The following is a 23580-nucleotide window of genomic DNA, read 5'->3' as shown; positions in this document are numbered from 1 at the left end:
CCCTAAAACCTATTCTTAGTCGACAAATTCAAATTCGAATTCTAATAAGCGTACAATATCTCCATTTTGTGCACCGCGTTCACGTAATGCTTCATCCACACCCATACCACGTAATTGGCGTGCAAAACGACGTACACCGTCCTCGCGGCTGAAGTCTGTCATTTTGAAGATACGCTCAATCGCATATCCACCAAGAATGAAGGTACCATCAGGGTCACGAGAGATTTCGATTGAATCTGCTTCAGATTGGTGTTTGTAAAGTACCGTTGCATCTGATTCTTCATCTAGATCATCGAATAACGGGAATTCAGGAGTCACTTCCAGTAAGTCTGCAATTTCAAATAATACTGGCTTTAAGCCTTGGCGAGAAACCGCTGATACTGGGAAGATTTTCACATCTTCGCCGACTTTTTCACGGAAAATTTCTAAGTTTTCCTTTGCATCTGGCATGTCCATTTTATTTGCTACAATAATTTGCGGACGCTCTGTTAAACGAAGATTATATTGTTTTAACTCATCGTTGATTGTTAAGTAATCTTCATAAGGGTCGCGACCTTCCATGCCTGACATATCAATTACATGCACGATAACACGTGTACGCTCAATATGACGGAGGAATTGGTGACCTAGACCAACACCTTCGTGCGCACCTTCGATTAAACCTGGTAAATCCGCCATTGCAAAGCTACGATGATCATCTGTTTCAACCATTCCTAAATTCGGCACGATTGTAGTGAAATGATAGGCACCTATTTTTGGCTTTGCCGCAGAAACAACAGATAGTAATGTTGATTTACCTACACTTGGAAAACCAACTAAACCTACATCTGCCAGTACTTTCAACTCTAATATAACATTTAATTCTTGTCCTGGCTCACCTTTTTCAGAAAGTTCTGGAGCTGGGTTGGCTGGTGTTGCAAAGCGGGAATTTCCGCGTCCACCACGGCCGGCTTTTGCGATAATCGCTTGTTGACCATGCTCGACTAAATCGGCAATAACAACACCTGTTTCTTCATTCATTACGACTGTGCCTGGTGGTACTTTAACGATTAGATCGTCTGCACGTCTACCATGCATCCCCTTACTCATACCGTGCTCACCACGGTCAGCTTTGAAGTTGCGTTTGTAGCGGAAGTCCATTAACGTTCGTAGACCCTCTTCAACTTGAAAGACAACATTCCCACCGTGACCACCATCGCCACCAGCTGGACCACCATTCGGCACAAATTTTTCACGACGGAAGGCTACCATTCCATCCCCACCGTCGCCACCTTTTACATAAATCTTGACGTGATCGACAAACATTTAATTCACTCCCTGCTCGCACTCAATACATATTTCCAAGACGTATTTGTCTCTTCCACTGTTTGAATGTCAAATTGTTTCAAACCTTTTTCGGTGAATGCATCAGCACTCCACTGTCCATTTAGCGTGAACGTTACAGCAAATGTATGGTCGTCGACACACACATGAATCCCTAAGCTTTGTTCAGTAAATGGATCTAATGTATCATAAACATGTATAACTGTTTTATTTAAGTATTCTACAACTGCCGCATCAATATTATTCGTGACAGGTTTGCTAATCTCACCACTAATTTTCATTGGTAACGAAGGATAGCGCCAATTCGCTGTCTGTAGCCACTCCATCGTTTGTGGTAACTGTAGTCGATTTATGCTTGAAAGCACCCGTAATTGGTCAGAAAAATTTTCAATAAGTTTCTTTGATTCATCGATTCTACCTAAATCTAAATTCATGCGAATTAGTTGAAGCTGATTCACATAATCATGATTTGCAAAACGTAATACTTCACTAATGGTTAGTGATTGACTGTTCATCCCATTCACTCCAATAAAGTTATCTTCATTAGTATAACAAGTTTTGACGTTTTTTTCTCTTAATTCCGCACAACAAATATGCTTTTTGAAGAAAAAAAAGGACTGCAATAAATGCAGCCCTCCGCTTTATGTTCATATTTATGAAAATTAAGCTTGTTGAGTTTCTGGGTATACAGATACTTGTTTGCGATCGCGACCTAAACGTTCGAATTTAACAACGCCGTCAACTTTAGCAAATAGTGTATCATCACCACCACGACCTACGTTTGTACCTGGGTAAATTTTTGTACCGCGTTGACGGTAAAGAATAGAACCACCAGTTACGAATTGGCCATCAGCACGTTTAGCGCCAAGACGTTTAGACTCAGAGTCACGTCCGTTTTTAGTAGAACCTACCCCTTTTTTCGAAGCGAAAAGTTGAAGGTCTAATGCTAATAACAATTTCATTCTGTTCCACCTCCTACTTGGTTGTAGTTGATTTGGATATATTGCCCGTAATTTTGCACCATAGAATACACTTGAGCAGTCATTACTTGGACAATTAATTGTAGTTTTGCATCAATTTCAGGCTCTAAATCTGTTGGTAAATCTACCTTTAGATAGCCTCCACCTTCAGCTGCTTGTTCAACTTCTGGTTGTAATTGTAGTAGTGCATAAATAGCATTTACCGTACCAATGGCAATGGTAGATGCGCCTGCGCAAACTAAATCTTTACCAGATTCGTCGTACTCAGCATGTCCTGAAAATTCAAATGCAGACACATGTCTATTTTCATCATGATGTATCGTAACTTGTATCACTCGTTACACCTCACAATTAAGCGTTGATAGTTTCAACAACTAGTTTTGTGTAAGGTTGACGGTGACCTTGTTTACGACGGTAGTTCTTTTTAGCTTTCAATTTGAAAACAACGATTTTCTTTTGACGGCCTTCTTTCACAGCTTTAGCTGTTACTGTAGCGCCCTCTACGAATGGAGCTCCAACTTTAACGTTTTCGCCACCTACGAATAAAACTTTATCGAAAGTTACAACCTCGTCAGCTTCTACGCCCAATTTCTCAACATAGATTTCTTGACCAGCTTCTACTTTGATTTGTTTACCACCAGTTTCAATAATTGCGTACATTTTACTGCACCTCCTCTTAAACTCAGACTCGCCTGTTTATGAAGGTGATCATAAGATACTTAAACCTTCCCAGAGCGGTTGTAGTAGCACGGGTGCTACAAACAATAACATTAAAATATTACCATATCATATTTTTCAAGTCAACCTATTCATAACATATTTCTCAAAAGCTAAACGGTATTTTCGATAATTCCATTCTTTGATTACTTGAAGCCATATAAATAGACAAAGTACAGCTAAAAAAATAGACTGCGGTAAGTAACTTATTGTCCATAGAAATAATATCGTCACAATGGTCAGACAAAACGAGTAGTAATATTCAAATGCACGTACAGTCGGATAAAATAAAAATAAACATGCAATCAATATTCTCCCGCCATCTAGTGGAATAATCGGAAATATGTTTATAGCTAGTAACACTAGCTGTACCTCGATAAGCTTAGGGGCAAGTAACTCAGGCATAAAAAAAGCGAGACCAATCCCTAATACCGTAGCGATTGGTCCTCCTAAAGCAATCCATAGTAGTGATGTAGTCTGCACAACCGCTGGATTATCAAATTCAATTTCCCCCCCATACGGTGTAATGACACATGATTTTATCTTTACACCACAAATTTTTGCCGCCAATAAATGTCCTGCCTCATGCCAGAGTAACGAGGAGAGAATAATAGCATAATAAGCAATTTGACCGCTAAAAATCATTATAAACACCAGAGGGATACATAATATATGCAATTTAATCTTCATCGTTATCTGTTTGAAGCCACTGCACGATTTGTTCTAAATTATAGTGTGTATCAGCTTTTTCAATCGATATATACAGTTGTCCAGCCTTTTTCATGCCGATCAAATCATTTGCCTGCACTGTTGTGTATGGCAATTGCGCTAAACTATCGAGCATACCATAGGATACAGTTGTACCATCCTCATAACTAATGGTCATCGTTTTACCTGTATATTTTGTATGGCCTGTAAAAACAACTAGTCCACTCTGCCCAGCATACACAGGAAGCCCTACATCATACTGTAACAAAAAGCCTTCTTTAAAAACCTGCGCATTAGAAAAAGTTAAAAGTTCAGTTTGCCCTACATCACTCGATACCATAATAGTTTCTTGTTCTTTATTTAACAAACTTTGGCCGAGCTTACTTAAATATGTGATATCTGCTGATGTCGTAACAAGCTTTCTCACTGGTGTTTCCAATACGCCCTGATCTTCTAAACGAATAACGAGCATGATTGCAGCCACGAGTAATATCATAACAATCCATTTCCATTTTTTAAACAAGCCCTCATCCTTTTTTCACACTATATGAGGTTGCATGTCCATTCATGCACAAGAAACGTATATTCCCCCCGACAATCCCTATCGCTTTCACAATAGATGAATGCTCGCCAAAAAATAAATACACGAAGATGTTCGTCCATCGTCCACAGCGACAATCGCAGGGACGATAGTTCCTTAACAAGAAAAAAAACCTTTCGCGCTATTGCACGAAAAGGTCTTAATTATCTTGAAAATAATGCTTTGAATTTTGAAAACATACCTCTATGCTCATCTTCAATGGCCATGAGTGGCACTGATTCCCCTAATATGCGTCGTGCAATATTACGATAACCTAACGAAGCTTTATTGGCAGGGTCCATCACTACAGGTTCCCCTTTATTTGATGACGAAATAACACCCTCACTATCGACGATTATACCTAATAAGTCAATGGACAGATGCGTAGTAATTTCATTAACATCCAATGTATCACCGTTCTTCATCATATGCTGACGAATACGGTTAATAATTAGTTTGGGTGCTGTAATTTCCTCTTGCTCAAGCAGACCAATAATACGATCTGCATCACGCACAGCTGAAATTTCTGGTGTCGTGACCACAATTGCATGATCTGCACCAGCTACAGCATTACGATATCCTTGTTCAATACCTGCTGGACAGTCAATTAAAATATAATCATAGTCTCTTTTTAACTCTTCTACTAAGCTCTTCATTTGCTCAGGTGTGACAGCGTTCTTATCTGTCGTTTGAGCAGCAGGTAGTAAAAATAGTTTGTCATCAACACGTTTATCTTTAATTAAAGCTTGATGTATTTTACAACGTCCTTCAATCACATCAACTAAATCATAAATAATACGATTTTCCAGACCAAGAATTACGTCTAAATTCCGTAATCCAATATCCGTATCAACCAAACATACTTTTTTACCTTGTAGAGCCAATGCAGTCCCAAGGTTAGCCGTTGTCGTCGTTTTCCCGACACCGCCTTTACCTGAAGTTATGACGATCGCTTCTCCCACACTAGCTTCCTCCCTTAGACACATTTAACAATGGTCGAATATTTTTTAACGCATGAATTTGATCGTACGTAATACGCCCATCATAGCCGATAAATGCACAAGCCATCTCTTCTTGATTAATAGCTTTTACATGCTCATCTGACATTGCCTCAACCTGATCGGCAATCATTATATGTGTGGCTTCTAAACGAGAGGCAGCAATTATTGCTTCCTTATTACCATGTACACCAGCATGCACAATTCCCTTTAGTTTGCCTAGGACATACACATTGCCACCAGCCTCTACACGTCCATTCGGATTGACATTGCCAATAATAATAATGTCCCCCGAGGAACGGAGAATTTGCCCCGATCTGACCACACCTACATATGTATCTTGTTGACTTTCTATCATTTTCTGGTTGCTTTCATGGACAGTCAGTACATCACTTTGCACTTTAGATACGATTAGTTGTTCTGTTTCCTGGACAATTTTTACTAGCTCTTTTATTTGCTCATCAGCACAGTATCGATTGCCTAAATGTAATTGTACATCTACTTTACCATCGATACCGCCTTCTGAAACTTTTCTTTTTAACTCTTCTACTAATTCGGCATACGCACACTGATCGTCTAAACGGAGAACAAAACCATCCTTTGTCCCCTTCATATTAACTAATTGTTTTTTCATGAATGCCTCACCCCACGTTGCTCTTTATTAAGAAACTTCACGTGCTCTCTGTAAGACACGCGCATTAATTAAATATTTGAAGGCCCAACCAAGAATCATTAAAAATAACGTATTTGCAATGATTGTTGGTAGTAGTCGTGAACGTAAGAAATCCGTTAATGGTATCGTTGTAAAGTCTATTAAATAGAAGAATTGATAGAGTACGAATTCTAAAATTGCTACTAAAACAACTGAAATCGTCGTTGTCACAACTAGGTGCTGATGAATAATTTTCACAATAGATCCAGCTAAAAAACATATGAGTGGATAGAGTACGGAATATAATCCAATAATATCAATGTAAAACACATCATACAAGACACCAAAAAAAAGTCCATACATTACCGCTCTTTGACGGCTGTAATAGATGGATATAAATATTAAATATAAGATTAAAAATCGAGGTACTAGATAAAAAATTTGCCCTTTCACTTCAATTGGTGAAAGCATAGCAAACTCTGGTTCTAGTAAAAATAACAAAACCGCCACAGAGGGGATGAGAAATCGAACCATCATTCCGCCTCCTCTTTATTCGCCTCTGGTGGATTCGATAAATCCTCATTTGTTGCCTTGCCATCAGAACCGTCAATCATTGTTGTTGAACGTTTAGCAATGACAACATGTTCTAAAATTGAAAAATCAGCAGATGGTTTTACATAGGCCATTTTCGTTAAGCCAAAATCATCTGTACTTACTTCAGTAATTTCTCCGATTGGCACCCCTTTTGGGAAAATACCGCCAAGTCCTGATGAAACTACCTGCTCGCCTTCTTTAACCGTTAAACTAGAATCGATTCGCTTCATAATGAGTTCATTACGTTCTTCATCAAAGCCCTCGATTAAACCGTATGCTTCTTTTTCTCCTAAAACCATCGCAGAAACACGATAATTTGGATTATTAGTATATAAAAGCTCTACCTCAGAGGTGAAAGGCGTCACTAATGTAATTTTACCGACTAAGCCTTTCGCTGTCATAACTGCCATATTTTTTTCCACACCATGAGAGGAACCTTTATTTAAAATAATTTTCTCTTCCCACTGATCAGGATTTCTAGCAATAACCGTTGCTTGAATTGGATTAAATGCCTTTAAACTCTCCTTTTTATCGAGGAGCTCATTAAGTTTATCATTTTCTTTTTTCAAAGCCAATGCTTCGGTTTGTACAGCAGCAAATTCTTCTAAGCGTGCTTTTAAACGTTTATTTTCTTCGTACGTGTTTAAGAGGGAGTCAATATCATTAAAAATACCCGTAATATAATTCGCCGGCTTCGCAACAATGGATTGTGCGACGCCGACAGTATCTTTAATAATTTGCTCTGGTAAAGTTGCATTCGTCCGATCACGTAATGAGAAGCTAATCAATGCCACAAGAAAAACCATGCCCACGAGCAGCAATATTAATTTCTTATTGAAAAAAAAATGTGGCATTGCCTAAACCTCCTTAACCTTTTACTTGTTGACGACGAATCACATCGATATTATCTAATGCCTTACCAGTACCAATAGCAACACAGTCTAATGGATCTTCTGCGATAAATACGGGCATATTCGTTTCACGACTAATAACTTTATCTAAATTAGATAATAATGCTCCACCACCTGTTAGCACGATGCCGCGTTCCATCACATCGGCAGATAATTCTGGTGGGGTTTGTTCGAGTGTTTTACGTACACCATCAATAATAGATGCTACCGCTTCACGTAATGATTCTGAAATTTCCTGAGATGAAATTTCAATCGTCTTTGGTAAACCTGTTAATAAGTCACGACCTCTAATTTCCATTTTTTCTTCAGGACCCTCAGCAAATGCCGTACCGATCTCGATTTTTACTGCCTCTGCAGTACGTTCACCAATTGTTAAATTATATGTTTTACGGATGTATGAAATAATTGCTTGGTCCATAGCATCCCCGCCAACACGTACAGATTCACTTGTGACAATACCACCTAACGAAATAACAGCTACCTCTGTTGTACCACCGCCGATATCGACTACCATTGAACCTGTTGGATCCCATACTGGTAAGTTAGCACCAATAGCTGCCGCAAACGGTTCTTCAATCGTGAAAGCTTCTTTTGCCCCCGCTTGACGAGAAGCATCGATAACTGCGCGTTGTTCTACAGATGTAATACCGTAAGGCACGCAGATCATTATATTTGGTTTTTTCCAATTTCCACCAGAATTTTTAGATGCCTCTTTTAAATAGTACTCAATCATCGCTGTTGTAATATCAAAATCAGCAATTACGCCATCTTTCATTGGACGAATAGCCACAATTGAGCCCGGTGTACGTCCAATCATATTTTTCGCATCATTACCAACTGCGACGATATCGCCAGTTTTCGTATTTTTTGCTACGACTGAAGGTTCGCGTAAAACGATTCCCTTCCCTTTAATAAACACTAATGTATTCGCTGTGCCGAGGTCAATCCCGACATCTTTACTACCTAATCCAAACAAATTGTGTACTCCCTTTCTATTTAAGCCATACTTTCGTTGACATAAAATCATACCGTTCATTATAACGGAAAAACCCAAGAATTTATAGTGCCATACACCTCATCTTGCGGAAAATATACTATTTTCATCCCTCTTAAACTTAAAATAGTACGTATAGATTAGCATATAATTTTTATTCATCTAAGACAACGTCTAATAGGCTACCAATTTTTGTGAATCATAGAGTTATTTCTACCAACTACATTAACGTCATTCATCAAAAAAGGTTCGCCTTTAAATGAATAGCAATTAAATTTCATTGCATCAACAACATCAAACTACCATCAAAAACTTGAACTAATTGCTTACGCTTGAATAATGTGACAAATCAAGGCTTAATTAAGTTCTTCCACATCTGTAGGATGGTTTCCTCTGAGTTTATGACCTCAAAAAGCTCTGCAAAATTGCTTGCAGAGCTAAATATACCCTTTTTCTTTTAAACTAATGTATTGATGATCACCAATGATAACATGATCAATCAGCTCAATGCCAATAATATAACCCGCTTCCTGAATCCTCTTTGTTACCTCAATATCTTCTGGACTAGGTGTTGGCACGCCGCTAGGGTGGAAAAGGTTATGTTAGTTACTTCCTTAACTCCAAGATCTATTAACGTATTCCTAATGCTTTATAAAAATGCTTGCAGCCTTCAACCAAAATAAAACACACGATATATCCATTTATAGGAAATGCCGTGTGTTCGTTCTTAAATAATTGCCCATTTAATATAACAATTAAATTATCTGGATTATCAAACTTATAATTCATCAATTATGTACGCCGATAGAAAATCATGATTGTAACAATCTTCACATATATTCTTCATATCTCCAATTTCAATACCATAAGGATTACTTGAACTTCTTCTTCCCCTAGTAATTTCATTTAGTAATACTAAAGGTTTTATCTGGCTACATAAACCACATTTTCCAAGCAGACTTTCTCCAAGAGTATCTTTACTCCAGATGGCAAGTTCATCATAGTATATATTATAACTTTCCCAATAAATTCGGTTATTAATAAATATTTTATTGAATTCATCTCCAGCACATTTAATACAGTAATTTCCCTGTGTGTAACCCTTGTTTATTGTAACTTTTGCTCTATTTGTTTTACAAACTGAACAATTACCATTTAAAGAAATACAACTCGTCTTTAAGTATTTTCTAGGGTCATTATCTGTAGCAAAAGAATCATAGTCAATCAGTATCGCAAAATGATCGTATAGTTCGTCTACGGTGGTACTACAATTAATACATTTGTTACCGTTTAGAATATTCGAGCCACCAATAAACCACATTCCCCAAAACTCTTCTTCAATTTTTTTCACTTCCTGTGGATCTGTTATTCTTATGATAAACTCCCAGTTTTGGTTACTTGCCGGATAAGAAAAATTATAAGAACCAATATATGCAATGTTATCAAGAATAATGAATTTGTGGTGCATTTTACTAAACTTATTGTTGCCTAATACTACAGTATGAATGTCATATTTATCGGCAAGATCATATGAACAACTTTTCTTTACTCCATCTAAATCACCTTCGTTTAGAATAAACAGAGCATTAGGTGCAACTGATTCATGCATTGCATTATAAATATCTCGGTCAGTAAAACTAAACATTGCCATGTAAATTCTAAATTTTGTATTTTTAATATCTTCAATTAGTCTTTCTTTTATTTCACACTTTTTTCCTGGTCTCGTAAAAATAATCTCACTCATATTAAACCTTCTTTTCTTATTAATATTCACACCTTAAAACAAAAGATCCTTTAGTTGGATTGTTAAAATATATAAGTATTTCCGACCTTATTATACAAAATATAGAAAAAATGGAATACAATCTAATTTCACTCCATTGTTTTAAACGACTTTATTGTCACTCTATAAACTTATAGCTACTTAACATTGTAAATCCGCATAATATAACGCTCTTTCATATAGCATAATAAGAAAAAAGCATTTAAGTAGCTAGGCCACCTAAATGCTTTTCATTAACTATAAATTATATTGTAAATATTACGTACTTCATCTCTTGCGCCTTCGTCATATTCACCAATACAATCTTCTCGAGAAATCAATTCAAAATCGTATTCTGGCGTGAAAACTTTTCCATTAATCTTGTATTCTTCTTTTTGGTATACACCATGAGTACCTCGTTTAAAACGTCCTAAGGCTAATAGAATAACCTTCTTTGCTCCAGCTTCTAATAACAAATTTCGAGCTGTTTCAAAAGAAATACCATTTGTTAAGAAATCATCAATAATACAAATTGTTTTCCCTTTTACTTTCTTGGCATAATCAGGGTTTAATACAATTGAATTAAAGTGTTTAGTACATCCAACTTCTAAACGTTTTTCAAATGTTGTATGATGGCTTTTACCAACAGCTGTATGTCTGATAAAAACCGGCTTATTATTACGTTTACCTGTTAAATATCGGCATCTTTCTTTTAACTCTTCTACTTCTTCGTTGGTATTACCACTTGAGGTAGGGAACACGCCCCAAATATCTACGCTTCTTAACTCAGGGTCTTTCATTATCCCGGAAATCATATGGAAATATAAACTGTTAAAATACCTTCTATCTCCTTGTTTCAAAAGGTCTGAGAAGCCTTCTAGGATTTCTCTTTCTTCGCTAGTAACAGAGTAACTCTTAGTATTAGCAGAAGTTAACGCCAAAACTGTAGTTGATTCATCTACTTGTAGCTTATAATACCAACTATATTGGTTGTCGATTAATCTTACAGCTTCTGTTAATTTCTTTGGACTAGACAAGGTAATACCGTATCTTACTGGTTTTTCATCTTGTTTGACGCTCCATCCAGGGTTAATTATCAATAGCTTTTTATTAGCAGCTAAAATTAAATCCTCATCACTACTACCAACCAAGATTGTGTTTTGAACATTTGATTCATCTATCCACGCTTTAAACTCTCCGCGATATGTGCAGATGATTTTGAAATTAAAAGTATTTTTAAAGATTTCTTTTGCTTTTTTCAAAGCTAAGTTTTCATGAGAAATAAACACAAACTCATGGCCTTCATCATGAAGTGTATTGATCATGTCTTCAATACCATCATACATCTTGAAATCTTCGTCAAACACAGTTAATCGAGCTAACGCAACAACTTTTCCCATTCAGTAACGCCTCATCTTTCTAATTATTTTAAACTACACACTCCCCGATAGATTTCTGCGGAATTACTATGGAGAATTTTTAAAACACCCGATGATTTATTATCGAAACAATATAATGGCTTTCTTTGAACATAAGCAAAACGGGCTGTATGCATAGTACCACTACTTGCTTGACATTCAGCTATAATTACCGCGTTACTAATCCCTGATATTATTCTATTTCTGTTTACATAGTTAGTCTTCTTATTTGGTTCGTCTAAATAATATTCACTAATCAATAAACCTTGATTCTGTAGAATCTCTAAAGCATGTTTAGTGTGAGTTTTAGGAATAATAGAGGTAATAGGTCCAGGTAAAATCGCTATTGTTTTACCATTTCTCCCCAGCGTAGAAAGGTGAACTTGTATATCTGTCCCAAGTGCTAAACCACTAGCTGTTACTATATCATGATCGACCATTTCAGCAACAAAGCGATCAATTTCAGTTACCGTTTGAGGACTTGGGGTTCTAGTCCCAACAATCGAACAAATAAACTTGTCATTAAGTAGTTGCCTATTGCCTTTCATGAACAAAAAGAAGGGAGGGGATGGTATTTTTCTCAACAAATCTGGGTATTCTTCCTCATAATATACAAAATATTCTATTTTGTCTTGTTTGAAGCCTTCTATAATAGATTCAATCTTTCTTCGACTATTATTAATAGCATCTAACGAGTCTAACAACTTCAAATCTTTTTCAGAAAACAGTTGCTTCTCAAACTGCAATTCCAAGTAATCACCCTCGAGTACTCTTTCAATTATATGTTCGTCTACAACTCGATAAAGATCACTTAAAGCTGATAAAGAAATTCCTAAATCATATAAAATGAATATTAGTTGTTTTTTCATCTTCCCATCTCCCTTATATAAAAATCTTATTGATTTAGGTATTCTAAATTCAACCTCATTTTTTCAAGAGAATCTAACAGTCTTAAATCAATAAATTCCGTTCCAAAGTTAGCGTACCTTTCAGACATAGTCTTAGAAAGTCCATATGCTTGGATAAGTAATTCAGGACCATATATGGAACCTATATTAAAAAAGAAAGTAAACCTTAGAGTGCTTGGGTTATGACCTATAAAATCATAACATTTAATTCTTATTAGCGATTTAGAAACCGGAGTATCTCTAAAGTCTGTACCTTTGTCATTCCTAACGAATAAATAAGTTTTATATGCTGCTTTATTGGCTTCTTTTCTGTACAGCAGATAGTTCTTTAATATTAACATATCTAAAGCATCTAATATCAGCATTCGCTTACCAGTTAATATTTTACTCTTATCTATATCTATATCCGAAAGTTTTAAATTTAACATCTCTGAAGTTGACAGCCCATGGAAAAAAGCAAAATTTGCAACTAGAGCTCCAAAAGGATACTCTATATATTTTTCTGTAAGTTGCTTAGCAATCTCTCTTTGCACACCTAAATCTAATATTATTTCTTTCATTTCAGGCTCACGAAACTTTATGTATACAAATGGTACATGAAAAACAATTTTTTTATCTTTCATAAACTTATAAAAATTCATTAAGGTTTTTGAAACCTGTATTCTGCTATTTGGTTTACATGTCAACAAAAAATTATTAGCTATACTTTCTGTAACCAATCCCCAATTACTTATATTTTTATGGCTTTGTCGAAGCCATATGTAAAGATCTTTAAAAATGTATATGTGTGACTCTATAGTGATAAGCTTAGTAGGGTTTCTATAATTTAAATTCACTTGACGTTGCCTTTCAGCTATTTTAGCTGAAACATATTTTTCTACCCCTTTATAAAACTCATCTTCAAAGGAGTCATTTATATACGCTTTAATTTTATTGATTTTCTCTGTTTCAGTATCTTCTCTAACAATTTTAGAGTCCAGTAAAAACTTCCACAAACTACTTTTAATCTTTTTGAATCTGTTATCACTATTTATTATCCTAATGTAGACTTCTTTATTTAATTGTTGCTGACTTTCAAGCTCACTATCAAAAATTTTAAAGCACTTAATAGCCTGCGTTGTCGATTTTCTTACATGATTTATCGAATAGTACTTATGAATTTTTTTGATATAACCTAAATATAGTTGCCTTACCCATTTTTGATTAAATGTAGTTTCCGAAAATTCACTTCCACTTCTACTATCAATATAACTTTGATCAGAACAGTCTATACACTTATACTTGTAAGGACCTTTTTTTAATAAATTCGCACCACAAATTTCGCAAATTCTTTCTTCCAAACCATAGCCACTCCTTCAGTTATAAAGGCGGAAGCTTATTAAAACCTTCAGCATTAACAACCTTTTTTGTTTTTTCATTCAGAGTTTCTTCTTGAATAGCTTTCGTAGGTGTATGTTCCCATAAATCACCAGGAGTGCATTCCAAAGTTGTACATAAGGCATCCATTGTTTTAGCTTTAATTTGTTTGGGTTCTTCTGTTAACAATGCACTAATGGATGGCAAAGACAACTTGTATCCTGATTTTCTTTCTAATTGTCTAGCTAATTCAGCACCAGTCCATATTCCTTTTTCCGCCATTACCTTTCTCAATTTCCATTCTAACATTTGATACCCTCTACTTTTTTTCATAGTCTATTAGCATATCTTTCAATCTTTTCTGTGCAATTTTAATCTGTTTCTCTAAATATTCACTGCCAGGGGTTGCATAACCAACTGTAGTAGTTATACTAGTGTGACCTAAAAGCTCTTTCATAGTATACAAATCCACGCCAGCTTCTGTTTGAATTGTTGCAAAAGCATGCCTTAACTGATGCGGACTAAATTGTTCACTTTCAAGTATACCAACGTTCTTTTGTCTTCTTCTTAGATTATTTCTTACAGCATCTTTAGAAATCCTGTTCTTACTCTCATTTAAAAACATAGGGCCTTCTATAACCTCTGTAAACAGGGAACGAATAGTTTCTAGGTACCATTTTAATAATCCATCTAAATCATTCATCATAGGAACCCACCGTTTTTTATACCCCATACCATTGGATCCTTTTCCATATCTAACATGAATTTTTCCTTTTTCACCTAAATCAAAGCGAATATCCTTTACATCTAACATTACAAGTTCATTTGTTCTCAACCCTGCCAATTCCATCACTCTAAACATTACATAATCTCGAGCTAAGGGCGCATATTTCCTAGAATGTAACATTTCTTGTTTTAGTGCATCCCAGAATTGTTCTAAAACCTCTTTTTTCGGGGGAATAATTACTCTATCAACATCATCTTTTCTGTGATAGTGTTTGTTAAATTTATCGAATAAAATAGGGAAATTAATATTATACCGCTGCCATAGTTGTCCAGAGTATCTACTTCTAGCATAATCTAAAAAGCTAGAAATAGCTGATTGATATTTTCTTCTTGTAGAATAACTTAACGCTTTTCCCACCATCATATAATAATATTCATCTACATCTGTGTTATCTAATTCCCATATAAATTTTCCTGAGAATTGTAAAAACTCATTTAAACTCTTTAAATTTAAATTTATTGTACCCGCTGTGTATCCTTTTATAATTTGTTGTTTTTCCCAATTAGAAATCATCTCAGCTTGAAAATCATCGTCTGAAACAATTTTATCTTTTTTTAAATCCGTAACCAATACTTTTAAATTTGACTTATCCAATTTGTACACCCCTTATATTAGGTAATAACTAATTTTATTAGCTATTACCTAATATATAATATTGTTTTAAAGGTGTAAATATATGCGCTCTTCGATGATTGTGCGCGCAAATAATCGAAGCGGCAGAACGCTTTACTGCCTCTCGGAAAATTTCTCTCGGATGGACGATGCTGGCATTTAAGCTCCCTATAAAAATTGTCTGTTTATGAATAATTTGATTTTTGACGTTTAGAAAAAGTGCAACGAAGTGTTCTTGGCTAAGGGAAGTCATATCAGGCATTAAGTACGCAGCAGCGTCTTGCGGGGAGCGAATCGTATATTTTTCATCATTGTGCTTTTGAGCTAAGCGCCGCCCAAGCTCAATCGCTGCTAATAACTGAATTGCCTTCACCTCGCCAATTCCTTTAATAGCCACCATTTCTTCAATCGTAGCATGCTTTAAATGATGCAAATGCTCAAAAGCACCTAATACACGATTTGCTAGGACAAGAACCGACTCTTCTTTCGTACCTGTCCTTAGTAAAATAGCCAGTAGCTCCTGATTCGATAAACTCATGGCACCTTGCCTTAAAAGTCTCTCACGTGGTCGATCCGCGATATGAACGTCTCTTATCATCATGCTTGGTAATACATCTGTCGGCAAAAATTGTCACTCCTTCGCAAATTGGATAATTTGAAGTGCTACCAATTGCGTAAACAACGTCGCAAGTGGTAAGCCTACAACATTGTTATAATCACCTTCAATTTGCTTCACTAAAAGGGTTCCAGCAGTTTGAATGCCATAACCGCCTGCTTTATCAAAAGGATCCCCCGAAGCTACATATGCTTCGATAAGCTCCTGTGATAATTCGTTAAAGACAACCGTTGTTTCTTCTACAAATGTTGTTTCTTGTCCTTTTGAATCGATAATAGCAACTGCTGTCATAACCGCATGACGCGCACCTGATAATCGAGTTAAGTGAGAAATTGCTTCCTCACGAGTGGTTGGTTTATGCAATAGTTCGTTGTTAAAAACTACGATAGTATCTGCACCAATTATTGTTACATTGTCTACTTTTTTTGCTACATCACGTGTTTTTAACAGTGCCACACCTTTTACATAATCTTGCATTGTTGCTGCTTGGACGCTTGTCTCTTCTACTTCGCTCGTAACAATATCGAAGGGAAGCGCTAGCATGGCAAGCAATTCCTTTCGGCGTGGTGAAGCAGAAGCAAGTACTAACTTATGATTTGTTGTAAACATTATTTCACCATTCCTCCTTATACTTATCATAACGGAGAATTAGGTATTTGAAAATTTTCAAAAAATCAAGAAAATGCCTATTTCACTATATTTAATTGTTAAAATTTAATTTGGAGACACGCATTACTCTTCTTGTAATGCGCAAATAAATGTAAGCGAATGATATTTATATCACTGGAAATAGAAGAAACTGCTGTCCCTACAGTTTGCCAATCGGAAGGCAACGTTGAATCTTTTACGTTGTCCTTAAAATTTAATTTTTTAGCATTTTTATCAGCTAATACGACAGGAAGTTCTTTAATCGTTGCTTCTTTACAGCTATCGCTCGTAACACTAAACACTTTTTTAAATGTTGCAGGAGCTTCTAAGAAAACGAGTTGGCTTTCCTCTATCGCAATGCTTGTCCAAACATAGTATTTACCATCTGCCTCTACAATGGCACTTTCTTTTAATGCTGGATACTCGGCTAAAAATGCACTCGCACTTTCATAGTTAGAAAATACACCTGCTTGGCTTGCATAAAACATAGACGAGTTAGGGGTAGTACCACCTGCTGTCGGAATAGTCTCTTTCTCGGAATCTTTACTCGCTACTTCACTATCCTGCTTTAATGAAAACTGGGTACTTACTTGAAGAATACCTAAAAATATGGCCACACCAAATAGTCCTACAATACCGCCAATTAGCATTGCACGAAATACTTGTTTTTTTATTACCTGACTAACAATTTTCATACGTCCTTCACCTCTTCCTTTAACGTATCAAAATAAACATAAAAAAAGACAAGACTATTGTCATCTATGATTTCATATTAGTATATGTTTCAAAATATGTGAAAATGCTAATTAACTGCATTTCATTACTAGTATTTTTGGAGGTTTTAACATATAAATTAATTTCTTTAATATCACAGGCCACCGTAGTATATTTTTGCGTTTTCCTGACGAGATTCTCTGTGGTACTCTTATAAACAAAATTCCATGATATAGGTGTTTGTGATTTTCTAAATTGAATAGATTTATGTAAACACTTCTTTTTTGCATCACAAAAGCCTTCCACAAACAAAATTGGAAGGCTAATCCTAAACGTTTGGTATAAATTTAAATTAGTATATCGGTATAGTCGTGCGTAGCGTGTCTCCACATAAAAATTCTATTATGGCGTTACAGGACAACCATCATTAGTTGTTGCCAATCAATTTGTTACGCACGTCCGTTAATAAGTACAATGAACCTGTCACGACGGTCCTGCATTTATTTTCCGATTGTGTTTGCAAAAATTGAACATAATCACGTAACACTTCTTTTTGAGAAGCACCCGAGAGTTCCACCATATCTTTTGCTGACATCGCACGCGGATTGTTGAAATCAACAAAATAAAAGCAATCACTCACTTGTTCTAACTGGTTAAAAACATTTTGTACATCTTTATCTGCAAGGATGCCAATAACGAAAGTAATCCTCTCCTCAGGGAATTCCTGCCGAATTGTAGCTACTAATGTTTCCGCACTTGCTGGATTATGTGCGCCATCTAATATAATATAGGGCAGGATTTCTTCAAAGCGACCAAGTATAGTTGCCTTATTAATCCCATGTTGAATACCTTCAATACTTACTGGCACATGCAATGCTATTGCCACTTCAAAAAACGCGGTAATGGCTAGTGCCATATTATTTGCTTGATGCGGCCCTTTCATTTTTCGCAACAGATTTGCTATGCGTAAGCCATTTTCTTCATTTGTATAACACCCACCATTTTTCGTATGCTCAATATAAAATTGATCGTCAAGTTCAAGCACAGTCGCTTGTTTGTAGCGTGCTTCTTTATAGATAACTGCCCTCGCTTCAAGCGGTAGCTCGCCAATAATAACAGGTTGATGCTGTTTAATAATACCTGCTTTATGATGGGCAATACTTTCAATGGTATTTCCTAAATATTTCGTATGCTCTAACGCAATGCTCGGAATAATAGAAACAATTGGCGTCACTACATTCGTACTATCCAGTAAACCACCCATCCCGGCTTCGATTATGGCCACATCTACATTACTATTAACAAAATGTAAAAATGCAGCAACAGTGAGAAGCTCAAAATCTGTGAGCTTGCCACTCAGCCCCGCTGCTTGCATTTGTTGAAACACTCGATCCATCTCTTCCGCTGAAATAGGTTGCTTCGCTACTTGAATTTGGTCATGAACATCTAAAATACAAGGAGACATAAATTTGCCAACGCGTAAACCATGCTCCATTAAAATAGCTTCAAGGAATGTAAGTGTTGAGCCTTTTCCGTTTGTCCCGGCTAAATGGACAATTTGCAGTTTTTTTTCGGGACTACCTATAAGGGTTAATGCTTCTGCAATCGCAGTAAGACCTGGCTTGATGACATCATCGCTTGTTACTGCCCACTTGTCCTTATATATATCAAATTTCGGAATCATTGTTCTTCCTCCTGTAGCCATTGCCGAACTTCTGCTATGAAATAAAGCGAACCCGTGATCACTACAATATCTTGTTCTTTCTTTTTTTGTATGGCCGCTCTGACCACTTGTCGCCAGTTGTTATTCCATTCTTTATCGGGATGTTGCGACAAAGCGCCTAATCTATCAGCAGGCATTGCATTCGGTAGGTCTATTTGTGTAAATGCCATGGATGTTGCAACAGCATCCATTAAAGCTATACTATTTGCATGATCTTTATCTGATAACGCTGCATAAATAAAACGATAATTACGATTGGGATATACTGCCTGAAGTGCTTGAATAAGAGCTGCTGTTCCTTCTAAATTATGAGCACCATCTAATACAATATTGTTGTTAAATTGTTCAAAGCGACCTGCCCATTGTGCTTTTTGCAAAGCATGACGTATTGATGTCTGTGATATTTCGATATGACCCTTTTCCAGTAACAGGAGTACAGCAGTTATTGCCAGACTAGCGTTGGCTATTTGATGGGGTCCAGCCATTTTCAATTGCATGTCGTTTATCTCAACCTCAGCTTTTCGATAACTAAAATACTGCATACCAACTTCTTGCTTATTAGCAGCTACGATAAAGTTATGGCCAATAACGTGACATTGTGCATGACGTTCTTGTGCAGTCTGTTGAATAACTGCAAGCGCCTCATTCTGTTTTACACCTACCACTACAGGCACACCTTCTTTGATAATTCCAGCCTTCTCACCTGCTACCTTAGCAAAGGTATCTCCTAAAAACGCTGTATGTTCCAGTGAAATGGTCGTAATAATTGATACAAGTGGCGTAATGACATTCGTTGCATCTAAGCGACCACCAAGACCCGTTTCAATAAGTGCAAAATCAACGGCTTCCTCCGCAAAATATTGGAACATGATAAGTGTGACGACCTCAAAAAAGCTCGGATAGTCTCCGTCATAATCTGTATCCACAATGAAAGCAATGTTGTTCATATATCGTAAAAATTGTGCATCGGGAATTAGTTCCCCATTTATCGTCATACGTTCATTGACACACTTTAAATGAGGAGATGTAAAGGCACCTACCCTATAGCCTGCCTTCTCTAGCATTTCCCGTAACATATTGACCGTTGAACCTTTCCCGTTTGAACCTGCAATATGAATCGTTTTTAGCTTATTCTGTGGATTATCTAAACGTGCCAAAACTTCTCGCATCATAACAAGCGGCTCACGCTTATAGTCAACTGCTTTTAATGTAAAAATAAAATCTGTACAAGCCTTCATCGATGTAAACACAAAAACACTCCCTCTAACTACGATAACTCTAGTATAAATGGTGCCAGGCACACACACAATTCTCACACAATTTAAAAACACACAGAAAATCACTGTTAAAGTGAGTTTTTGTGTGTTTTTACCAAGTTATTGTAGCTGATGTGCGCCTAATAGTGCACCCATATCATCCAATATAATTCTAGCATCATTATTTAACAAAGGTAGAACATCTGGTCTTTGCACTAATTCAAACGAAGTCTTTAATGTTCTTTTCAACATGGAAATATCAGAATTTGAACAATACTCATTTTCAGATAATTTAATGAGATTTGCCTCTATCATTCCTCTTGCACTCACAAAATCTAAATCATCACGGGCTTTGTTTATTTTCACTATAATTGTTGCAATATTTCCAGACATATGAACCTCCGTTTTTTTATTTGCCTTACATTATAAAAGACCATTCTATTTTTAGCAGAACAGCCATAGATTTTAATAAGCATCTCTTCAAATGGGTACCTTACTGATTTTTCTGAATATTAATATATATCTTGCCCTAACTCAATACATATCTTTTGATTCATAATAAAAAAGTAGTGGATGACTTTTTTCGTCATCCACTACCTCAACAATCCATTATATATGATTACATATTTTTCAGTTCTTCTAAACGTTTTAATACCACTGCATGTTTATCTTCATAGTCGGCTAATTTTTCACGTTCTGCATTGACTAAAGCTTCTGGGGCTTTTGAAACAAATTTCTCGTTTGATAACTTTCCACTAACAAGTTTCACTTCTTTTGCCCATTTTTCTAATTCTTTTTCAAGACGAACGATTTCTTCTTCTAGGTTAATGAGGCCTACAAGTGGCAGGAATAGCTCTGCTCCAGTAACGACCGCTGTCATAGATTGATCAGGAGCCTCTAAGCCCTCACCGATTGTTAAAGGTTCAGGGTTACAGAATTTTTCAAGGTATGCTTTATTTGCTTCAAGAATAGTAACTGTTGCTGCATCTTTTGCAGAAATGAATAAAGGCACTTTTTTGCTCATTGGTGTATTAACTTCCGCACGTATATTACGCACTGAACGTATAATATCCATAAGGAGCTTCATATTGTCCGCTTCATCCGCAAAATGAAGATCCGTACGTACAGTTGGCCATGCAGCCACTGTAATAGACTCACCTTCGTGCGGTAAGTGCTGCCAGATTTCTTCCGTGATAAATGGCATAAATGGGTGTAATAGACGCATTGTTTGATCTAATACGTAAGCTAAAATAGAACGAGTAATTTTCTTCGCTGCTTCATCTTCACCATTCATTGGTAATTTCGCCATTTCAATATACCAAGAACAGAAATCATCCCAGATGAAATTGTAAAGCTCGCGGCCAACTTCACCGAATTCATAGCGCTCAGCAAGCGATGTCACACGTTCAATTGTTTCGTTTAAACGAGTTAAAATCCATTTATCGGCCACTGATTTTTCGCCAGTTAAGTCGATTTCATCATATGTCATGCCATCCATATTCATTAACGCGAAACGAGAAGCATTCCAAATTTTATTAGCAAAATTCCAAACTGATTCTACTTTCTCTGTTGTATAACGTAAATCTTGCCCTGGAGATGAACCAGTTGCTAAGAAGTAACGTAACGAATCGGCACCGTATTTTTCAATAACGTCCATTGGATCTACGCCGTTACCTAAAGATTTACTCATTTTTCGACCTTCTCCATCACGTACCAAACCGTGGATTAATACGTCTTTAAATGGAAGTTGATCAGTAAATTCGATACCTTGGAAGATCATGCGAGATACCCAGAAGAAAATAATGTCATAGCCTGTTACAAGCGTACTTGTTGGGTAATAGCGCTTATACTCTTCATTTGCCTCGTCTGGCCAACCCATTGTAGAAAATGGCCATAGCGCAGCTGAGAACCATGTATCTAAGACATCTTCATCTTGTGTCCAATTTCCTGCGTCTGCTGGTGCTTCTTTACCAACATAAATTTCACCCGTTTCATTGTGATACCAAGCTGGAATTTGATGGCCCCACCATAATTGACGAGAGATACACCAGTCACGGATATTTTCCATCCAGCGAGAATAGGTGTTTTCAAAACGAGCTGGAACGAAATTCACTTTGCCTTCTTCGTCTTGTTGTAGTGCTAATGAAGCATCAGCTAGTGGTTGCATTTTAACGAACCATTGTGCTGAAAGATACGGCTCTACAACAGCGCCAGAACGTTCAGAGTGACCAACTGAATGCATATGCTCTTCGATGTTGATTAAAATACCAGCCTCTTGTAAGTCAGCAACGATTTGCTTACGGCATTCAAAACGATCCATCCCGTTATATTTACCAGCAAGCTCATTCATTGTCCCATCTTCATTCATCACAAGAATTCGCTCTAAGTTATGACGGTTACCAACCTCAAAGTCGTTAGGATCATGGGCTGGTGTCATTTTTACTACACCCGTACCAAATTCCATATCAACGTAGTCATCTGCTACGATTGGAATTTCACGGCCAACGATAGGCAAAATAATTGTTTTCCCAATTAAATGTTGGTAGCGTTCGTCTTTCGGATGAACGGCAACCCCAGAGTCACCTAGCATTGTTTCTGGGCGTGTTGTCGCTACCTCCACATTTCCTGAACCATCTGCTAATGGATATTTCATGTGATAGAATGCGCCTTGCACATCTTTGTAAATAACTTCAATATCAGATAACGCTGTTTTTGCAGCAGGGTCCCAGTTAATAATACGTTCACCACGATAAATTAGCCCTTTATCATATAATTGAACAAATACAGTTTTAACAGCATCCGATAGGCCTTTGTCGAGGGTGAAACGCTCACGAGAATAGTCTAATCCTAGGCCAAGCTTTGCCCATTGTTGACGGATATGTCCTGCATACTCTTCTTTCCATTCCCATGTTTTTTCGAGGAATTTTTCACGTCCTAAATCATAACGTGTAATACCGTCTTCTCGCAGTTTGGCCTCCACTTTTGCTTGTGTTGCAATCCCAGCATGGTCCATACCTGGCAACCATAGCGCATCATAGCCTTGCATACGTTTCATACGCGTTAAAATATCTTGTAAAGCTGTATCCCATGCATGACCAAGGTGCAATTTCCCTGTTACGTTCGGTGGTGGGATAACGATTGAATATGGCTCTTTCCCACTGTCTGGTTGTGCTTCGAAAAATTTACCTTGTAACCACCATTCATAGCGTCCCGCTTCAATTGACTGTGGATCGTATTTCGTTGGCATTGAAATGTTTTCTGTCATTTTGACTCCTCCTGTTGACTAAAAATTTTTGATATACATCAAATTAGCTAAAACGAAT

25 protein-coding genes, 1 pseudogene and 1 other annotated feature are annotated in these 23580 nt (G+C 36.7%); all 26 genes and pseudogenes read right to left on the bottom strand.

Annotated features, from left to right (window positions below; all coding sequences use genetic code 11):
* Positions 1-15 precede the first annotated feature (15 nt).
* The 26 genes and pseudogenes from obgE to C9J35_RS04135 all read right to left on the bottom strand — a co-directional run bounded on the left by obgE (position 16) and on the right by C9J35_RS04135 (position 23522).
* Positions 16-1305 (bottom strand): GTPase ObgE, encoded by a 1290-nt coding sequence (obgE, locus tag C9J35_RS04260; RefSeq protein ID WP_107923537.1) that lies wholly within the window; start codon positions 1303-1305, stop codon positions 16-18.
* 5 nt (positions 1306-1310) lie between these two features.
* Positions 1311-1838, bottom strand: coding sequence for a Spo0B domain-containing protein (locus tag C9J35_RS04255; RefSeq protein ID WP_054768090.1), 528 nt, complete (start codon positions 1836-1838; stop codon positions 1311-1313).
* A 147-nt stretch (positions 1839-1985) separates the two neighbouring features.
* Positions 1986-2285, bottom strand: a complete 300-nt coding sequence (gene rpmA / locus C9J35_RS04250; RefSeq protein WP_010860051.1) for a 50S ribosomal protein L27 — start codon at positions 2283-2285, stop codon at positions 1986-1988.
* Positions 2282-2638, bottom strand: a complete 357-nt coding sequence (locus C9J35_RS04245; RefSeq protein WP_036130449.1) for a ribosomal-processing cysteine protease Prp — start codon at positions 2636-2638, stop codon at positions 2282-2284. Before C9J35_RS04245 ends, rpmA begins: the two co-directional genes overlap by 4 nt.
* Before the next feature lie 16 nt (positions 2639-2654).
* Complete coding sequence (rplU, locus tag C9J35_RS04240) at positions 2655-2963, bottom strand: 50S ribosomal protein L21 (RefSeq protein ID WP_054768089.1); 309 nt, start codon at positions 2961-2963, stop codon at positions 2655-2657.
* A gap of 14 nt (positions 2964-2977) precedes the next feature.
* Positions 2978-3053 (bottom strand) — a sequence feature (ribosomal protein L21 leader region).
* A 45-nt stretch (positions 3054-3098) separates the two neighbouring features.
* Complete coding sequence (locus C9J35_RS04235; RefSeq protein ID WP_235616192.1) at positions 3099-3665, bottom strand: site-2 protease family protein; 567 nt, start codon at positions 3663-3665, stop codon at positions 3099-3101.
* Between the two features lie 34 nt (positions 3666-3699).
* Entirely contained in the window at positions 3700-4251 is a 552-nt protein-coding gene (locus C9J35_RS04230) for a M23 family metallopeptidase (protein ID WP_054768088.1), read from the bottom strand.
* Between the two features lie 221 nt (positions 4252-4472).
* Positions 4473-5270, bottom strand: coding sequence for a septum site-determining protein MinD (gene minD / locus C9J35_RS04225; RefSeq protein WP_107923535.1), 798 nt, complete (start codon positions 5268-5270; stop codon positions 4473-4475).
* 1 nt (position 5271) lies between these two features.
* The gene (minC, locus tag C9J35_RS04220) at positions 5272-5940 is read right to left on the bottom strand and encodes a septum site-determining protein MinC (RefSeq protein ID WP_107923534.1); all 669 of its coding nucleotides are present in this window, start codon (positions 5938-5940) and stop codon (positions 5272-5274) included.
* A gap of 27 nt (positions 5941-5967) precedes the next feature.
* Complete coding sequence (mreD, locus tag C9J35_RS04215) at positions 5968-6492, bottom strand: rod shape-determining protein MreD (protein WP_107923533.1); 525 nt, start codon at positions 6490-6492, stop codon at positions 5968-5970.
* Positions 6492-7406 (bottom strand): rod shape-determining protein MreC, encoded by a 915-nt coding sequence (mreC, locus tag C9J35_RS04210; RefSeq protein WP_054768087.1) that lies wholly within the window; start codon positions 7404-7406, stop codon positions 6492-6494. Before mreC ends, mreD begins: the two co-directional genes overlap by 1 nt.
* Positions 7407-7419: 13 nt before the next feature.
* Positions 7420-8439 carry a rod shape-determining protein gene (locus C9J35_RS04205; RefSeq protein ID WP_107923532.1) on the bottom strand — a complete coding sequence of 340 codons (1020 nt, stop codon included), beginning with the start codon at positions 8437-8439 and terminating at the stop codon, positions 7420-7422.
* 455 nt (positions 8440-8894) lie between these two features.
* Positions 8895-9047: pseudogene (locus tag C9J35_RS04200) on the bottom strand (JAB domain-containing protein); the annotation flags it as partial.
* Positions 9048-9235: 188 nt separating this feature from the next.
* A complete protein-coding gene (locus C9J35_RS04195; protein ID WP_107923531.1) occupies positions 9236-10201 on the bottom strand; it encodes a phospholipase D-like domain-containing protein in 966 nt (321 codons plus the stop codon).
* 272 nt (positions 10202-10473) lie between these two features.
* Positions 10474-11619, bottom strand: a complete 1146-nt coding sequence (locus C9J35_RS04190; protein ID WP_107923530.1) for a phosphoribosyltransferase — start codon at positions 11617-11619, stop codon at positions 10474-10476.
* A 23-nt stretch (positions 11620-11642) separates the two neighbouring features.
* A complete protein-coding gene (locus C9J35_RS04185; protein WP_107923529.1) occupies positions 11643-12506 on the bottom strand; it encodes a DNA-processing protein DprA in 864 nt (287 codons plus the stop codon).
* A gap of 26 nt (positions 12507-12532) precedes the next feature.
* Positions 12533-13885 (bottom strand): site-specific integrase, encoded by a 1353-nt coding sequence (locus tag C9J35_RS04180; protein ID WP_107923528.1) that lies wholly within the window; start codon positions 13883-13885, stop codon positions 12533-12535.
* Between the two features lie 19 nt (positions 13886-13904).
* A complete protein-coding gene (locus C9J35_RS04175) occupies positions 13905-14210 on the bottom strand; it encodes a helix-turn-helix domain-containing protein (RefSeq protein ID WP_107923527.1) in 306 nt (101 codons plus the stop codon).
* A 10-nt stretch (positions 14211-14220) separates the two neighbouring features.
* The gene (locus C9J35_RS04170; protein WP_438941196.1) at positions 14221-15282 is read right to left on the bottom strand and encodes a tyrosine-type recombinase/integrase; all 1062 of its coding nucleotides are present in this window, start codon (positions 15280-15282) and stop codon (positions 14221-14223) included.
* Positions 15283-15319: 37 nt separating this feature from the next.
* A complete protein-coding gene (radC, locus tag C9J35_RS04165) occupies positions 15320-15898 on the bottom strand; it encodes a RadC family protein (RefSeq protein ID WP_327322761.1) in 579 nt (192 codons plus the stop codon).
* 33 nt (positions 15899-15931) lie between these two features.
* Positions 15932-16525: a Maf family protein gene (locus tag C9J35_RS04160; RefSeq protein WP_107923526.1), complete on the bottom strand. Its 594-nt coding sequence runs from the start codon at positions 16523-16525 to the stop codon at positions 15932-15934.
* A gap of 98 nt (positions 16526-16623) precedes the next feature.
* Entirely contained in the window at positions 16624-17259 is a 636-nt protein-coding gene (locus C9J35_RS04155; RefSeq protein WP_107923525.1) for a hypothetical protein, read from the bottom strand.
* Between the two features lie 446 nt (positions 17260-17705).
* Positions 17706-18962, bottom strand: a complete 1257-nt coding sequence (locus C9J35_RS04150; RefSeq protein WP_107923524.1) for a bifunctional folylpolyglutamate synthase/dihydrofolate synthase — start codon at positions 18960-18962, stop codon at positions 17706-17708.
* Positions 18959-20239 carry a bifunctional folylpolyglutamate synthase/dihydrofolate synthase gene (locus C9J35_RS04145; protein ID WP_201262039.1) on the bottom strand — a complete coding sequence of 427 codons (1281 nt, stop codon included), beginning with the start codon at positions 20237-20239 and terminating at the stop codon, positions 18959-18961. The genes C9J35_RS04150 and C9J35_RS04145 overlap by 4 nt, the downstream gene beginning before the upstream one ends.
* Before the next feature lie 138 nt (positions 20240-20377).
* The gene (locus C9J35_RS04140; protein ID WP_054768078.1) at positions 20378-20650 is read right to left on the bottom strand and encodes a hypothetical protein; all 273 of its coding nucleotides are present in this window, start codon (positions 20648-20650) and stop codon (positions 20378-20380) included.
* A gap of 226 nt (positions 20651-20876) precedes the next feature.
* The gene (locus tag C9J35_RS04135) at positions 20877-23522 is read right to left on the bottom strand and encodes a valine--tRNA ligase (RefSeq protein WP_107923522.1); all 2646 of its coding nucleotides are present in this window, start codon (positions 23520-23522) and stop codon (positions 20877-20879) included.
* Positions 23523-23580 lie beyond the last annotated feature (58 nt).

The organism is Lysinibacillus parviboronicapiens, from assembly GCF_003049575.1.
Lineage (GTDB): Bacteria > Bacillota > Bacilli > Bacillales_A > Planococcaceae > Lysinibacillus > Lysinibacillus parviboronicapiens.
This window is presented reverse-complemented; position numbering and strand designations above follow the sequence as displayed.

Bases quoted from the DNA above. Each gene is read 5' to 3' on its own strand.
- obgE (WP_107923537.1), bottom strand. From the start codon at position 1,305: ATGTTTGTCGATCACGTCAAGATTTATGTAAAAGGTGGCGACGGTGGG.
- C9J35_RS04255 (WP_054768090.1), bottom strand. From the start codon at position 1,838: ATGAACAGTCAATCACTAACCATTAGTGAAGTATTACGTTTTGCAAAT.
- rpmA (WP_010860051.1), bottom strand. From the start codon at position 2,285: ATGAAATTGTTATTAGCATTAGACCTTCAACTTTTCGCTTCGAAAAAA.
- rplU (WP_054768089.1), bottom strand. From the start codon at position 2,963: ATGTACGCAATTATTGAAACTGGTGGTAAACAAATCAAAGTAGAAGCT.
- C9J35_RS04235 (WP_235616192.1), bottom strand. From the start codon at position 3,665: ATGATTTTTAGCGGTCAAATTGCTTATTATGCTATTATTCTCTCCTCG.
- minC (WP_107923534.1), bottom strand. From the start codon at position 5,940: ATGAAAAAACAATTAGTTAATATGAAGGGGACAAAGGATGGTTTTGTT.
- mreD (WP_107923533.1), bottom strand. From the start codon at position 6,492: ATGGTTCGATTTCTCATCCCCTCTGTGGCGGTTTTGTTATTTTTACTA.
- mreC (WP_054768087.1), bottom strand. From the start codon at position 7,406: ATGCCACATTTTTTTTTCAATAAGAAATTAATATTGCTGCTCGTGGGC.
- C9J35_RS04195 (WP_107923531.1), bottom strand. From the start codon at position 10,201: ATGAGTGAGATTATTTTTACGAGACCAGGAAAAAAGTGTGAAATAAAA.
- C9J35_RS04190 (WP_107923530.1), bottom strand. From the start codon at position 11,619: ATGGGAAAAGTTGTTGCGTTAGCTCGATTAACTGTGTTTGACGAAGAT.
- C9J35_RS04185 (WP_107923529.1), bottom strand. From the start codon at position 12,506: ATGAAAAAACAACTAATATTCATTTTATATGATTTAGGAATTTCTTTA.
- C9J35_RS04175 (WP_107923527.1), bottom strand. From the start codon at position 14,210: ATGTTAGAATGGAAATTGAGAAAGGTAATGGCGGAAAAAGGAATATGG.
- radC (WP_327322761.1), bottom strand. From the start codon at position 15,898: ATGATAAGAGACGTTCATATCGCGGATCGACCACGTGAGAGACTTTTA.
- C9J35_RS04160 (WP_107923526.1), bottom strand. From the start codon at position 16,525: ATGTTTACAACAAATCATAAGTTAGTACTTGCTTCTGCTTCACCACGC.
- C9J35_RS04155 (WP_107923525.1), bottom strand. From the start codon at position 17,259: ATGAAAATTGTTAGTCAGGTAATAAAAAAACAAGTATTTCGTGCAATG.
- C9J35_RS04150 (WP_107923524.1), bottom strand. From the start codon at position 18,962: ATGATTCCGAAATTTGATATATATAAGGACAAGTGGGCAGTAACAAGC.
- C9J35_RS04145 (WP_201262039.1), bottom strand. From the start codon at position 20,239: ATGAAGGCTTGTACAGATTTTATTTTTACATTAAAAGCAGTTGACTAT.
- C9J35_RS04140 (WP_054768078.1), bottom strand. From the start codon at position 20,650: ATGTCTGGAAATATTGCAACAATTATAGTGAAAATAAACAAAGCCCGT.
- C9J35_RS04135 (WP_107923522.1), bottom strand. From the start codon at position 23,522: ATGACAGAAAACATTTCAATGCCAACGAAATACGATCCACAGTCAATT.